This window comes from Phenylobacterium sp., assembly GCF_024508875.1.
Lineage (GTDB): Bacteria > Pseudomonadota > Alphaproteobacteria > Caulobacterales > Caulobacteraceae > Phenylobacterium.
The window spans coordinates 1-14,405 of sequence record NZ_JANINU010000125.1; the positions used below are offsets into that span (position 1 = coordinate 1).

Sequence of the window (14,405 nt, forward strand, 5' to 3'; positions counted from 1 at the left end):
GGCCGTTCACCCAGCTCTGCATGTTGAACTCGCCCAGGTCGCCGATGTGGTCCGAGTGCAGGTGGGTGATGAAGACGGCCTTGGCGCTCGCCACCGGCACGCGCCAGGTCATCAGGTTCTCGGTGGCCTCGGGCCCGATGTCGACGAGGTAGAGCGCGCCGCCCGCCTGGATCGCCGTGCAGGGCTTGGCGCGGCCAGCGACCGGCAGCGGCCCCGACGTGCCGCAGAGGATCACGCGCAGGCCGTCGAAGGCCGGCGCCTGCGCCTTGGCCGCCGAAGCGGATAGGATCAGAACCAGGGTGGCGGCGAGAGTGCGGAGCATGGTCGTTTCCCCCGAAACGGAATTGCCATTCACGTTTCTATGCTAGAGCCTGGGAAACGCCAATCGGGAAGGACGCCATGACCCTCAGCTACGACCTCTACTGGTCCTTCCGCTCGCCCTATTCGTACATGATCGTGCCTCGCCTGATGACGCTGGAGGCCGAGTACGACGTGGTCTGCGAGGTCCGGCCGGTCTATCCGCTGGCGGTCCGCACGCCCGAGTTCTTCGAGACCCGGGATCCGCTCTGGACGCCCTATTTCATGCGCGACGTGTTCCGCGAGGCGGCGTTCCTCGGGCTGCCGTTCCGCTGGCCGCGGCCCGACCCGGTGCAGCAGGCGCCCGGGGTCGGCTACCGCATGGAGCAGCCGTACATCCATCGCCTGACCCACCTGGGCGTCGCCGCCGTCGAGCGGGGGCGGGGGCTGCCGTTCCTGCGTGAGGCCAGCCACACGATCTGGAGCGGCGAGGTCGACAACTGGCACGAGGGCGATCATCTGGCCCGGGCCGCCGAGCGTGCGGGCCTCGACTACGCCGAGATGAGCGCCGCTGTGGACGCCGACCCCGCCCGCTTCGCCGCGGTCGTGGAGAAGAACCAGGTCGACCAGCGCGCGGCCGGCCATTGGGGCGTGCCGATGATGTCGTTCAACGACGAGCCCTTCTTCGGCCAGGACCGCTTCGATCAGATGAAGTGGCGGATGGAACAGGCCGGCCTGGCGCGAAAGGCATAGCTGCCAGCTATCAGGCAGCCACGTTCAGGGCCTTTTCGGTGACAGCGGCCTTCGACAGTTCGGCCATCGCCTTGATCAGCGGGGAGCGCCAGCGTTCGGCCGTCGTCAGCATCCAGCAGTCGTAGGGCATGTCGAGGGTCGAGGAGATCACCTCCAGGCGGCCGTCGGCGAGCTGGTCCTGGAACAGGAACGAGGCGCCCATGGCGATGGCGTCGGTCTGCAGGGCGCGCTCGACGATCAGCGAATAGTCGTCGCTAATGAAGGCCTTGAGGTTCTCCGACTCCTCGCGGTCCATTTCCCCGGCCCACTGGACGAGGCCCGGCAGCACGTTCGGCAGGGCAAACGGCCATCGCAGCAGCTCGCGCGGGCCCGCGTCCTTCAGATCCAGGGCGGGGTGGCCGGGGCGGGCCACCAGGATCACCGCGTCCTCGAACATCTTCTTGCGGATCAGCTCGCCGTAGCGCGCCGCGTGCTCGGCGTAGCCGAAGGCGATGTCGACGCGGCCATCCTGCAGCGCCTTCATCACACCGGGGCCGGTCTCCTGGATCGTTTCCACGTGCAGCTTGGGAAACCGCACCGCGATCCGGCGCAGCAGCTCGGGGAGGGGCTTAAGGCGCGAGGCCGGCCCCACGGCGATCCGGATGCGGCCTTCCTCGCCCCGCGCGAGCTGCTCCAGGTCACGCGACAGCGCCGCCACGCCCTGCAGCAGGGTCTCGGCGCGCTGGGCCACGAAGGCGCCGTAGGCGGTCGGCCGCGCCGCGCCGTTGGTGCGCTCGAACAGCTTCAGCGATAGCTGCGCTTCCAGCCGGGCGATGCTCTTCGACAGCGTCGGCTGCGAGATCTGCAGCTTGCGCGCGGCCCCGCTGAAGCCGCCGGCGCGGCAGATTTCGAGAATCTGTTCGAGGTGACGAAGCTCCATGCCTGCGGGCTATAGCATCACGCCTGCGCCTTGGGCAGATCGGAACGCGCGAACCGGCTAGCTTGCGCCCGACATGGAGTTCGGCATGAAGCGCATCCCCCTGGCCGCCGCGGCGGTCCTCTCCCTGGCGGCAGCGGCCAGCGCGCCGCCCGCGACGGCGATCGACAAGGCCCGCGCCGCGCCGCGCCCCAACGTGATCGTCATCGTCGCCGACGACCTGGGCTATGGCGACACCTCCGCCTACGGCTCGAAGATCATCCGGACGCCCAACATCGACGCGCTGGCCGCCGACGGCGTGCGCTTCACGTCCGGGTACGTGACCCATCCGGTCTGCGCGCCGTCGCGGGCGGCGATCCTGACCGGGCGCTACCAGCAGCGCTTCGGCTGGGAGTTCAATCCGGTGGGCCGGGACCGGCGCGGCGGCGTTTCGCTGGCCGAGCCGTTCGTCGGCAACATCCTGAAGACCGCCGGCTACCACACCGGCATGATCGGCAAGTGGCACCTCGGCGAGGCCGACGGCTATCAGCCCAGCGATCGGGGCTTCGACGAGTTCTTCGGCATCACCGCCGGCGCCACCAGCTTCTTCACCAAGAGCCAGCCCGGCGACGACACCTATAACCCGCCGGGCTCGGAGGCCTCGTTCCGCGCCACGGCCAACGATCCGCTGCCCCCCACGGCCACCGACGACGAACGCATGGCCTATGTCCGCAGCGTGGCCAGCGTGCGGCGGGGCAAGCAGGTGGTGCAGGTCGACGGCTATCTGACCGACGTCTTCACGGACGAAGCCGTGAAGTTCATCGGCGCCAACAAGGACAAGCCGTTCTTCCTCTACCTCGCCTACAACGCGCCGCACACGCCGCTGCAGGCCACCAAGAAGTATCTCGACCGCTACCGCGACGTTCCCGACCGGGGCCAGCGGGTCTACGCGGCCATGGTCTCGGCCCTGGACGACGGCGTCGGCGCCGTGCGCGCCAAGCTCAAGGCCGAGGGCCTGGAGAAGAACACCGTCATTGTCTTCCTGTCGGACAACGGCTGCGCCGCCTACGTCCAGGGCGCCTGCTCGAACGCCCCGCTCAGCGGCCACAAGGGGGCGCACCTCGAAGGCGGCGTGCGCATCCCCTACATCGTGGCCTGGCCGGGCAAGATCGAAGGCGGGCAGGTGGACGACCGTATGGTCTCCAGCCTCGACATCGTCCCCACCGCGGCGGCGCTCGCCGGGGCGGGCCTGCCCAAGGGGACGGACGGGGTGAACCTGATGCCGTACCTGACCGGGACCAACAAGGGCGTGCCCAATCCGACCGTCTACTGGCGCGCCGGCCCGAACTTCGCGATCCGCGACGGGAACTGGAAGCTGTGGGAGGCCAACATCGCCGACCCGTCCGACGGGGCGACCAACTCGGCCACCATCACGCCCGACGGCACGCACGCCACGGTCTCGGAACATGGCCAGCACGTCATGCTCTTCGATCTCAAAGGCGACCTGGGCGAGAAGACGAATGTCGCCAAGGCCAACCCGGGCGTTGTCGCGTCCCTCAAGGCCAAGATCGCCGCCTGGGACAAGGGCAATGTTCCGCCCCAATGGACCAGCATGCGCCAGTCCGTGAAGAAGCAGGACGGCGTGCTCCTGAAGATCTACGACTGACGAAAAGTCCGGGGGAGGGACCGTGCGTCGTAGGTTGATGGGGCTGCTGCGGCAGCCGCTGGTGCAGTTCGTGCTGATCGGGGCGGTGATCTTCGCCGCTTGGCGGCTGGCCAATCCGGAGGCCGAGACGGCGCCCACCGAGATCCGGGTGGGCGCCTCCGAGCTGAAATGGCTGCACGACACCTGGGTCGGCCAGTTCGGCCATGCCCCCGACGCGGCGGAGATGGCGTCCGCCGTCCGCGGCTACGTGGACGAGGAGATGCGCTATCGTGAGGGTCTGGCCCTCGGTCTCGACGCCGACGACACCATCGTGCGACGCCGGCTGGCCCAGAAGTACGACTTCATGCTGGGCGCCGAAGCGGGCGATCTGATCCCGACGCAAGCGCAGCTCCAGGACTTCCTGCGCACGCATTCCGAGCGATACCGCCTGCCCGCGAAGACCAGCTTCTGCCAGGTCTGGTTCGGCGACCAGGCCGCGGGCCTCGCCGCTGCCCAGGCCGCGCTCGCGGCCTTGCCGCCGGGGATGCGGGCCAGCCCGGATGCGCGCCTCGCGGGGCGCGAGGGGCTGCCCTTCGCGCGTTGCTACGAGGCCGCCGTTCCGGTCGACGTCTCTCGCGATTTCGGCGTGAACTTCGCGACGGTGGTCGACGGCCGGTTGCCGGTCGGGACGTGGCAGGGACCGGTCGAGTCCGGGTACGGCTTCCACCTCGTGCTCGTCACCGCGCGCGAAGCGGGGCCGCCGGCGACGCTGGCGAACGTTCGCCCGCAACTGGAAGCCGACTGGCGCGCCCAGGCCGCCGTGGCGGCGAAGGCCCGTCAGGAAGCCGACCTGCGCCGGCGCTACAAGGTCACGGTCGACGAGGCGGCCCTGCGCAGGCTGGTCGAGAGTAGCGCGCGATGAGGAGCCTGGCGGCGCTCCTCCTCCTGTGGCTGGTCTCTGCGGGCGCGGCGACCGCGCACGAGATCCGCCCGGTCTTCCTGGACGTGCGGGAGACCACGGCGGGCCATTACGACGTCACCTGGAAGCGCCCTGTCTTCAACGGGCGGCCCCTGGCCATCGCGCCGCGCTTCGCGCGCGACTGCGCGGTGGTGCACGGGGGCGCGGCGCGCATCACCGGCTCCTTCGCCATCGAGCGCACCGCCCTGGCCTGTCCCGGCGGGCTGGCGGGAACCTCGATCGTCTTCGACGGCCTTCCCGGGGCCATGGTGGATGGCCTGGTCCGCGTCCAGTTCGCGTCCGGCGAGATGGTGACGGGGCGCGTGCTTCCCAGCCGGCCGGTCTTCGAAACCCCGCGCCAGAGTAGCGCCGCCCACGTCTTCGCGACCTACCTGCGTCTTGGCGTCGAGCACATCCTGCTGGGGTACGATCACCTGCTGTTCGTGCTGGCCCTCGTCCTCTTCGTGCGCCACTGGAAGCGGCTGCTGGTCACGGCCACGGCCTTCACCGCCGCCCATAGCATCACGCTGTCGCTCGCCGCCCTCGGCGTGGTGCACGTCCCTGTCCCGCCGGTGGAGGCGCTGATCGCCCTGTCGATCCTGCTGCTGGCGGTCGAGGTGCTCCAGGCGCGCGACGATCCGGCCCGCTCCAGCGGCCTTCGCCCAGCCAGCCTCGCGTTCTGCTTCGGCCTGCTGCACGGCTTGGGCTTCGCCAGCGCCCTGGCGGACATCGGCCTGCCGCAGCACGAGATTCCGCTGGCGCTCCTATCCTTCAACGTCGGGGTCGAGATCGGTCAGGTCGCCTTCATCGCCGCGCTGCTGGGCGTCGGCTGGTTGGCGCGGGGCCTTGCGGCGCGGCCTCGACGGCTTGCGTACACCGCGGTCACCTACGCGATCGGTGGGATGGCCGCCTTCTGGACCATCGAGCGGGTGGCGAGCTTCTGAGATAGCCGGCGTCTATCGGCCGATTGACGGGCCGCGGCTTGGCGGCAGGGCGTGAATGGCGCCAAGGTCGATTGGGGAAATGCCGACGCGGGTCCACCGCGCGGGATGGGAGGGAAGATCCATGCGTACGATGCTGTTCGCCGCGGCGGCCGTCGCGAGCCTGGCCGCCGGCTGCGCGCCGGCCGCGCGGGATGCGGCCGCCACCGGGACCGTGGCCTCCGCGGTCGCCCAGGCCGAAGCTTCCCCCGCCGAACGCGCCAAGACCAAGGTGCTCTTCGGCGACCTGCACATGCACACGGGCTGGTCGTTCGACGCGTTCACCTTCGGGACCACCGCCACCCCGGAGGACGCCTACAACTTCGCCCAGGGCGGCGCGCTCGCGCACCCGGCCGGCGGCGTCTATCGGCTGGATCGCCCGCTCGACTTCCTGGCGGTCACGGACCACTCCGAGTTCATGGGCGTGATGATCCGCATGCGCGATCCGTCCAGCCCGCTGTCCAAGCTCGCCATCGCCAAGGCAGCCCTCGACAGGGATCCCAAGGTGTCCGGCGCCGCGTTCCGCGCCGTGGCGAACGCCTTCCGGACGGGCGACCTCGCGGTGTTCGAGGACCAAGCCGACACAGCCCGCAAGGTCGCCGCCGACACCTGGGGCCGCGTCGTCGAGATCGCCAACCGGCAGAACAAGCCCGGCAAGTTCACCGCCCTGATCGGCTACGAGTGGACCTCGTCGGAAGAGGGCAAGAACCTCCACCGCAACGTCATCTTCCGCGGCGACAACGCGCCCTTGCCGTTCACCGCCGTCGACAGCCGCCGGCCCGAGGACCTCTGGAAGTACCTGGACGCTACGCGCCAGGCGGGCCAGCCCGTGCTGGCGATCCCGCACAACTCGAACCTCAGCGATGGGGCGATGTTCGCGAAGACGGATTCGGACGGGAAGCCGATCGACGCCGCCTACGCCGCGACCCGCGCCCGCAATGAGCCGATGGTCGAGATCACCCAGGTGAAGGGCACGTCGGAAGCACACCCGGCGCTCTCGCCGAACGACGAGTTCGCGAACTTCGAACTGCTCGAAACCTACGTCGCCTCCGACAAGCCGGTGACGAAATTCGCGGGCAGCTATGTGCGCGATGCTTGGCGCACGGGGCTGTCCTTCCAGGACGGCTCCGGCTTCAACCCCTACCGCTTCGGCGTCATCGGTTCGACCGACAGCCATGTGGCGATGTCGCCGGTCATCGAGAAGAACTACTGGGGCAAGGTCGGCTTGCGGGATGGCACGCCCCAGGTGCGGCTGGACTGCACCTATTGCGCCGGCGGCTCCGACATCTCGAAATTCGGCTCGGCGGGCCTGGCGGCCGTCTGGGCGCGGGAGAACACCCGCGCGGCGATCTTCGACGCGCTCCAGCGCAACGAGACCTATGGCACGAGCGGCCCACGCATGCAGGTCCGCTTCTTCGGCGGCTACGGCATGGACCGCGTGAAGCCTGGCGCCGCGGGATGGGTCGAGACCGCCTACGGCGCCGGCGTTCCGATGGGGGCGACCCTGCCGGCGGCCGGCGGCAAGGCCCCGTCGTTCGTGGTCTGGGCGCTGAAGGACGCCATGGGCGCCAACCTGGACCGCGTCCAGATCATCAAGCTCTGGAGCAAGAACGGCGTCAGCCACGAGAAGATCTACGACGTCGCCCTGTCCGGGGGGCGCAAGGTCGATCCCGGGACCGGCAAGGCGCCGCCGGTCGGCAACACCGTCGATGTGGCGAGCGCCACCTACAAGAACTCGATCGGCGCGGTCAGCCTGACGGCGAACTGGACCGATCCGGAATTCGACGCCTCCGCGCCCGCCGCCTACTATGTCCGCGTGCTCGAGATCCCGACGCCGCGGTGGTCCACCTACGACGCCGCCAAGCTGAAGCGGGAGATCCCGCGCGGCCTGGCGCCGACGATCCAGGAGCGGGCGTTCACATCGGCGATCTGGTACACGCCCGCGCCCGGTCGCCGCGGCTGATCGGCTCCGCCGCCGCATAGCCTGCGGCTATCCGGCGATGGCGTGGCGCGCCCATGCCGCGCGTGCGAGGGTGGTCGCCCAGGAGTTGCTTGTCGTCCCCATGCCTAGACCGCTCGCCGCCGCCAACGACGAACACGAGCCCTTGGACGGTCCCCGAACCGCCCGCGAGGCCGAACGGCGCGAGGCGTTCATGCGGGTCGCGGCCCGCGTGTTCCGCCAGCACGGCCTGGCCGGGGCGACGATGGAGCAGGTGGCTGCTGCGGCCGGCGTCACCAAGGTGGTGCTCTACAGGCGCTTCCCCTCCAAGGACGCCCTGATCCAGGCGATCTTCGCCGAGACCCTGCGGCGGCTGAAGGCCGAGGACATCAAGGCCTGGCGGGGCTACGGCAACGGCATGCGCAAGTCGCTGTCGGCGGCGCGCTCGTTCGAGGACGGGTTCATTCTGCTTGTCCGCCACGGCGACCAAGACCCCGCGTACCAGGCCGCCCACGCGGCGCTGCGCAAGCGCACGGGCCAACGGCTTCGGGCCCTCCTCTGGTACCCCGATCGCCCGCCCCCCAGCGGCCAGCGGCCGGCGCTGCTCGAACTGTCGCTGGAGCCGATGATCTCGTTCTGCAACGACGCGCTAGCCTACTGGGTCGAGAAGGGGGATCCCGCGCGCGACGAGCACTTCGTCCGCTGGTGCGGCCAGATGATGCGCGCCTGGCGGCACAACGCCGCCGAACTCCTCAACCTGGACTCGCCCGAGCAGGAATGGCCGTTCGACACCGAGGGACTGCTGCCTTGAACAAGAACAAGAAAGGAAGGATCGCCATGGTCAGCCGCAGGGATGCGATCATCGCCGCAGGCGTCGCCGGAGCCGCAGCGGCCGCCGGCTCGCCGGCGCTGGGACAGGGGGTGGGCGCGCCGCCGGTGAAGCCCGAGCACGCGAAGTTCGCCGCCGAGATCGCCGCGGCCCAGGGCCGGCTGGACGCCTTCATGCGGGCCTTCAACGCGCGCGACCTGAAGGCTTTCGAGGACACCTTCAACTTCCCGCACGTCCGGTTCGCCTCGAACCAGGTGACCATCATCAATCCCGGCTACCACAAGCCCGAGATGTTCGAGCGTGGCGCCCTGGCCGATTGGGACCACTCGGCGTGGGAGCGCCGCAACGTGATCCACGCCGGCGCCGACAAGGTGCACATCGACACGCGCTTCACCCGCTACCGCAAGGACGGCTCGGTGATCGGCGGCTTCGACAGCATCTACATCGTCACCCGCCTCGACGGCCGCTGGGGCATCCAGGGCCGTTCCAGCTTCGCGCCCTAACCTCCCAATGGTCGTCATCCCCGGGCCTGTGCCGGGGATCCATAAGCGCCGACGGTGGAGAAGAGGCGCTGCGCCGCCGCTCGATCTGTCGACCCGCCGTCGGTGTCTCTGGATAGCCGGGACAAGCCCGGGCATGACGAGCAGCTAAGGGATCACCGTCAGCAGGGTGCTGGCGGCCCAGGTGTCGCGGGTCAGCTTCTGGCGGCGCATAAAGGCGGCCATGGCGTCGGTCGACGGATCGCGCGACGTCTCCCAGACGCCGTGGTCCTTGTAGCGGGTGACCAGCAACAGCCGAATGGCTCCTGCCGCCTTGTCGGCGGTCGTGCGCTCGGCGGCGAACAGACCGAAGATATTGGTGTCGAACCGGGCCTCGAAGTCGCGCCAGCCTTCGGCCGACAGCGCCACCACCTCGGCGAGGTCGTCGGCGCCGATGACGAACCAGCGGTGGACATAGATGCCGCCAGGCTTCGGCCGATCCCCGGAGGCCGGTCGCGCCGTCGCCTCCAACCGCTGACGTTCGACCTTGCCGACGCCGGCCAGCCTGCCGAGCGCCGCCACCTCGGCTTCACGACTCGTCGCCTCCGGCTTCCAGCCCACCAGCAGCGCCGCCTGCCGGGCATGCCAGCCCAGTTGCGGCGTGAAAAGGCCCAGCACCGCGCCGCCGGCGGCCGCGATGGCCGGCGCCCGCGCGCGCACGGCATCGGCGTAGGCCTTGGCGGGCGGCGTTCCGGGCGGCGCATCCAGGTCCAGGAAGAGGTAGTCGTACATCCGCGCGCCTCCGGCCGCCCACGCCACGCCCGGCGCAGCGACCAACGCCCCCGCGCCGGCCAGCCAGCGCCTGCGATCCAGCCCTATCATGCGGCCACTCTCGGGCGCGTCGCGCGCGCGTCAAGCGGACAGGGCGCTATGGCTCCAAGCCTTGCAGGCATTGGAAATCGCGGGTCTCAGTCGCTAGCTTCTCGCCCGCTGTCACCGCGCAGTAACAGTTCAAGATCGACCGCGGGACGAGGGGGAACAATGACCAAGCTTCAGGTCCTGAAAAGCGCTTCCATTGCCGCCATCTGCTGCGCCATGGCTGCGCCGGCCGCCGCCCAGACGGCGTCGGAGTCCGGCATCGAACTCGACGAAATCCTCGTCACCGCCCGTAAGCGCGAAGAAAGCCTGCGCGACATCCCGGCCGCTGGCACGGCGCTGGGCGCCGAGCAGATCCAGGCCATGGGCGGCATCGCCAACACCCAGTCGCTGCTGTCGAACGTGCCGGCGGTGAACTTCGCCAACACGTCCAACCCGGTGACGTCCGAGATCTCGATCCGCGGCTCGGGCACCAGCCGGGCGACCGCGGCCGACGCCGCGGTCGGCCTCTATCGCAACGGCGTCTACATCGGCGGCGGCTACGTCGGCGGGCGCACGTTCTCCAAGACCGACTTCTTCGACGTGCGCACCATCGAGGTGCTGCGCGGCGTGCAAGGCGCGCTCAACGGGCGCAACGCCGTCGGCGGCTCGATCAACGTGGTTTCGGCCCGTCCGACCGACAAGCAGGAAGGCTTCGTCGTCCTCGATGGCGGCAACAACGCCCGCTACGAGGGCCAGCTTGTCTGGAACCAGCCGATCAACGAGAACTGGTCGGTGCGCCTCGGCGCCAACCTGATGAAGCAGAACAAGGGCTTCTTCTACAACCCGCTCCGCGACGAGTATTTCGACCGTCAGGAAACCGAGGTCTATCGTGGCCAGGTGCGCTACGAGAACGGCCCGTTCAGCGCCAACCTGCTGGTCGAGCACGGCCGCGACCAGCTTCCCGGCCTGATGTACCAGTTGCTGATCCCGGCGGGCACGAACGCGATCTATCCGCGCGGCATCTTCCAGGACAAGTACGACATTTCCTGGAACCACCCGTCCTCGGCCAAGCAGCAGGTGAACTACGCCGAGCTGGTGCTTGAGTACGACCTGGGCTTCGGCACGGTGACCTCCACGAGCGCGCTGCGCGAGCGCCGCTCGCAGAACGCCTATGACCGCGACGCCACCTCCGCGCCCTTCCTGGCGCAGGCGGCCGCCAACGGGCTGGTCGCCCCGGGCCAAGTGCAGGGCTCGCCCGACCTGGGCGGCTCGCAGAACGACTACGCCCGCGTGCTCTTCCAGGACGTCCACATCGTCGGCAAGGACATCGGCGCGCTGAGCTGGCTCGCCGGCTTCGAGTACTACGACCTGAACGACAAGTACCAGAACACCCTGGCCGGCCCCCCCACTGCCGCCAACGGCCGCTCGTACGGCACCGTCGGCGTCAGCCGTCTCGACTTCGTGTCCTGGGCCGCCTACGGCTCGGTCGGCTACGACGTCACCGAGGCGTTCAACGTCACGGCGGAAGGCCGCTACACCAGCGACGACAAGGACCTGCTGTCGGACCGCCTCGACTTCGGCACGGGCCGTCCGTCGGGCACCGGCTTCAAGATCGACACCGGCCGCAAGACCGACAACTTCTCCTACAACGTCACGGGCTCGTACAAGGTCGCGGGCTGGCTGGCCTACGGCAAGATCGGCACCGCCTATCGCGCGGGCGGCTTCAACCTGGCCCTGGGCGATCCGCGCCAGCCGCGCGCCATCCCAGCCACCTTCGACGACGAGAAGGCGATGGCCTACGAGGTGGGCCTGAAGGGGACCATCGTTCCTCGCGTCTTCCTCAGCCTGTCCGCCTACCAGACCAACGTGAAGGACCTGCTGGTCCAGACCGACAACGGCTGCGCGGTGGGCTCCGCGGTCTGCCCCGTCCAGGCGACGCCCTTCGTCTACAACGCCGGCAAGGCCGAGCTTTGGGGCATCGAGGCCGAGCTGAACGCGGCGGCCGAGATCCTGGGCGGCACGGCCCGGCTCACTGTCGGCGGCTCGCGCCAGGGCGGCCACATCACGTCGGGCCCCGACAAGGGCAAGAAGGGGCCGCAGCGTCCCGACTGGACCGGCACCGTCAACCTCAACTACCGCCACGAGCTGCGCGACGACTACGTCGGCTTCTTCAACATCAAGGGCAACGGCCGCTGGGGCGGCGTGCAGGAGATCGCCCAGACCCCGAAGCTGGAGGACTACCAGATCTTCGACGTGCGGGCCGGCCTGCAGAAGAACGGCTGGGAGTTCGCGGTCTATTCGAACAACGTTGGCGACGAGGCCTACATCGTGTTCAACGCCGCCACGACCCGGCGCTGGAACATGCCGCGCACCTACGGCGCCCAGCTTCGCTATAGCTGGTGATCCGATGACCCGGCGCCTCGCGACCTCCCTCGTCCTGGCGGCGCTGGCCGCCGCGGTCCCGGCCGCCGCGCCGCAGGTGGCGGTCGCCCAGCAGGCGGCCGCAGCGGCCCCCTCCGCCACCGTGGACATCGTCTACGGCGAGTGGACGGATCCGGCGCGCGGCGGGCGCGTGGTGCCCTTCAAGGCCTACGTGCCGAAGGCTCCGGGGCGCTATCCTCTGGTGGTGCACAGCCACGGCCTGGGCGGCAGCCGCGAGGCGTCGGTCTACATCCTGCAGGCGGTGGCCGACGCGGGGTTCGTCGTGGTCTGTCTCCAGCACGCGGGCTCCGACACCGGCATCCTCGCCGGGCGCGGCCGTCCCGCCACGCTGGAGGGTGTCGTCTCCGCCGGTGGCGTGGCGATCAACCAGCAGGTGGCCCAGGCGCGCTACGGCGACCTGCCGTTCGCCCTCGACCAGATCGGCAAGGATCCCCGCCTGGCCGATCGCGTGGACATGGGTCGCATCGGCATGTCCGGCCACTCCTACGGCGCGCTCTCCACCCTGGTCGCGGTGGGCCAGCGCGTGCTGGGCGCCAGCCCGCCGACGAAGTTCGCCGAGCCCCGGATCAAGGCCGCCATCGCCTACAGTCCGAACAAGCCGCGGGGCGACGATCCCAAGGCCGCTTTCGCCGCGGTGAAGACGCCGATGCTGCACTTCACCGGTACGGCCGACGTCACGCCCTTCGACCTGGAGAAGACGCCGTTCGAACGGACGACGCCCTACCAGGCGATCGATGGCGCGGACCAGTTCCTGATCGTGCTGGACGGCGCCGACCACGGCCTGTTCGGCGGCCGGCGGGGTACGGGCGGCGCGCTGAAGCCCACCGACCCGCCGCAGATGGAGATCGTCAAGGCCGAGACCATCCGGTTCTGGCGCGCCTACCTGAAGGACGACAAGGCGGCCGCCAAGGCGCTCTGCGACCTGCCCGCGCGCATCAAGGGCGCCGGCGACGGCTATGAGAAGGCGAAGCGCTGCGGAGCGCCTACGCCCATCGCGCCGGTCGATGGTCTCCGCTAGCCTGCCACGATGGACTCGACCGCCCCGCTCTCTGCCTCCCGTCGCGCGATCCTCGGCGCCGGCGCGACCCTCATCGCCGCCGCGCCCGCCGCCGCGGCGCTTCCCAAGGCCGGTTCAGAGGGCGAGGCCATGCGCGTGCTCGAACGCTACGCCGGCTTCGGCGACAAGGCTTCGGGCGGGCCGGGCGATATCGCCTGCGGCGAGTGGATCGAGGGCGAGCTGAAGGCCCTGGGCTACGCGTGCGAGCGCCAGCCGTTCGACGTGCCGGCGTACGAGGGCGAGGCTCCGACGCTAGCGATCGAGGGGTCCCGAGCGACGCTGATCCCGCAGGCGATCGTCGCGCCCACGCCGGGGATCACCGGCCGCCTGTTCGCGCCGAACCGCGGGCAGGGGGAGATCGCCCTGATCGTCCTGCCGCACGCCCGCTGGTCCACCGCCAAGGGCGAGGTCGAGAAGCGGGTGAAGGCCGCCGCCGCGGCCGGAGCCAAGGCTGCCGTCATCGTCACCACCGGGCCCACGGGCGAAGCGCTGGCGCTCAACACGCCGGTGGACAAGCCGCTGTTCGACATACCTGCCGCCGTCCTGGCGCCCCGGGACTCCGACTCCTTCGTCGAGGCGGCGTTCCGCGGCGCCACTGCGACGTTCGCCATGCCGGGCCGCTCGTTCCGCCGTCCCGCCTTCAACGTCACCGCCACGCTCAAGCGCGGCGCCGGCAAATGGCTGGTGATCTCCACGCCGCGCTCCGGGTGGTTCGGCTGCGCGGGCGAACGCGGCTCGGGCCTGGCCGCCTGGCTGCAGCTCGTGGCCTGGGCCGCCAAGGCGAAGCTTCCGGTCAACCTTGCCCTCGTCGCCACCAGCGGCCACGAATACGAGTACGCGGGCGGCGAGCACTTCATCGAGCACATGGCGCCGAAGCCGGCCGAGACCGCGCTCTGGACCCACCTCGGGGCCAACGTGGCCGCCCGCGACTGGCATGAGCGAGGCCCGAACCTCTCGCCCCTGCCCAGCGCCGATCCGCAGCGCTTCCTGCTCGCCAGCGCCCCGCTAGTGGACGCCTGCAAGGCCGCCTTCGCCGGCCAGCCGGGCCTGGAGCAGACCTATCCCGTCGATCCGAAGCAGACCGCCGGCGAACTCGCCAGCATCGTCAAGGCGGGCTACGACCCGGTCATGGGCATCTTCGGGACGCACCGGTTCCATCACGCGCGGACCGACGACCTGCGGTGCGTCTCCCCGGCGCTCGTGCCGCCAGTGGCGGACGCCTTCGCCCAGGTGATCCGCGGCGCGCTGACGAAGGTCGCCTAAAGCGCCTACA

At 70.1% G+C, this 14,405-nt stretch carries 13 protein-coding genes; 10 read left to right on the forward strand and 3 right to left on the reverse strand.

Features of this window, described 5'->3' with window-relative positions; all coding sequences use genetic code 11:
* Positions 1 to 322: MBL fold metallo-hydrolase (locus Q0L11_RS10720; RefSeq protein ID WP_296597211.1), on the reverse strand; the 322-nt coding region annotated here is incomplete at its 3' end.
* Positions 323 to 399: 77 nt separating this feature from the next.
* Between Q0L11_RS10720 and Q0L11_RS10725 the strand changes: the two genes are divergently transcribed.
* Positions 400 to 1,050 carry a 2-hydroxychromene-2-carboxylate isomerase gene (locus Q0L11_RS10725; RefSeq protein WP_296597212.1) on the forward strand — a complete coding sequence of 217 codons (651 nt, stop codon included), beginning with the start codon at positions 400 to 402 and terminating at the stop codon, positions 1,048 to 1,050.
* 10 nt (positions 1,051 to 1,060) lie between these two features.
* Here the strand turns inward: Q0L11_RS10725 and Q0L11_RS10730 are convergent, their stop codons facing one another.
* Positions 1,061 to 1,969, reverse strand: a complete 909-nt coding sequence (locus Q0L11_RS10730) for a LysR family transcriptional regulator (RefSeq protein ID WP_296597213.1) — start codon at positions 1,967 to 1,969, stop codon at positions 1,061 to 1,063.
* An 85-nt stretch (positions 1,970 to 2,054) separates the two neighbouring features.
* Here Q0L11_RS10730 and Q0L11_RS10735 point away from each other — a divergent pair, with 85 nt between their 5' ends.
* The 6 genes from Q0L11_RS10735 to Q0L11_RS10760 all read left to right on the forward strand — a co-directional run bounded on the left by Q0L11_RS10735 (position 2,055) and on the right by Q0L11_RS10760 (position 8,799).
* On the forward strand, positions 2,055 to 3,611 hold the full coding sequence (locus tag Q0L11_RS10735) for a sulfatase-like hydrolase/transferase (protein WP_296597215.1): 1,557 nt from the start codon (positions 2,055 to 2,057) through the stop codon (positions 3,609 to 3,611).
* A gap of 22 nt (positions 3,612 to 3,633) precedes the next feature.
* Entirely contained in the window at positions 3,634 to 4,512 is an 879-nt protein-coding gene (locus Q0L11_RS10740) for a peptidylprolyl isomerase (RefSeq protein ID WP_296597216.1), read from the forward strand.
* On the forward strand, positions 4,509 to 5,492 hold the full coding sequence (locus Q0L11_RS10745; protein WP_296597217.1) for a HupE/UreJ family protein: 984 nt from the start codon (positions 4,509 to 4,511) through the stop codon (positions 5,490 to 5,492). Before Q0L11_RS10740 ends, Q0L11_RS10745 begins: the two co-directional genes overlap by 4 nt.
* Positions 5,493 to 5,613: 121 nt before the next feature.
* On the forward strand, positions 5,614 to 7,491 hold the full coding sequence (locus Q0L11_RS10750; RefSeq protein ID WP_296597219.1) for a DUF3604 domain-containing protein: 1,878 nt from the start codon (positions 5,614 to 5,616) through the stop codon (positions 7,489 to 7,491).
* A 100-nt stretch (positions 7,492 to 7,591) separates the two neighbouring features.
* Positions 7,592 to 8,278, forward strand: a complete 687-nt coding sequence (locus Q0L11_RS10755; protein ID WP_296597220.1) for a TetR/AcrR family transcriptional regulator — start codon at positions 7,592 to 7,594, stop codon at positions 8,276 to 8,278.
* A gap of 26 nt (positions 8,279 to 8,304) precedes the next feature.
* Complete coding sequence (locus tag Q0L11_RS10760) at positions 8,305 to 8,799, forward strand: hypothetical protein (protein WP_296597221.1); 495 nt, start codon at positions 8,305 to 8,307, stop codon at positions 8,797 to 8,799.
* A gap of 144 nt (positions 8,800 to 8,943) precedes the next feature.
* Here Q0L11_RS10760 and Q0L11_RS10765 read toward each other — a convergent pair whose 3' ends face one another.
* Positions 8,944 to 9,657 (reverse strand): hypothetical protein, encoded by a 714-nt coding sequence (locus Q0L11_RS10765; RefSeq protein ID WP_296597222.1) that lies wholly within the window; start codon positions 9,655 to 9,657, stop codon positions 8,944 to 8,946.
* A 159-nt stretch (positions 9,658 to 9,816) separates the two neighbouring features.
* On the opposite strand from Q0L11_RS10765, the gene Q0L11_RS10770 reads away from it, so the two are divergent.
* The 3 genes from Q0L11_RS10770 to Q0L11_RS10780 are packed head-to-tail and all read left to right on the forward strand — an operon-like array spanning position 9,817 to position 14,395.
* Complete coding sequence (locus tag Q0L11_RS10770) at positions 9,817 to 12,036, forward strand: TonB-dependent receptor (RefSeq protein WP_296597223.1); 2,220 nt, start codon at positions 9,817 to 9,819, stop codon at positions 12,034 to 12,036.
* Between the two features lie 4 nt (positions 12,037 to 12,040).
* Complete coding sequence (locus Q0L11_RS10775; protein ID WP_296597224.1) at positions 12,041 to 13,093, forward strand: hypothetical protein; 1,053 nt, start codon at positions 12,041 to 12,043, stop codon at positions 13,091 to 13,093.
* 9 nt (positions 13,094 to 13,102) lie between these two features.
* Positions 13,103 to 14,395, forward strand: a complete 1,293-nt coding sequence (locus Q0L11_RS10780; RefSeq protein ID WP_296597225.1) for a hypothetical protein — start codon at positions 13,103 to 13,105, stop codon at positions 14,393 to 14,395.
* Positions 14,396 to 14,405: the final 10 nt, after the last annotated feature.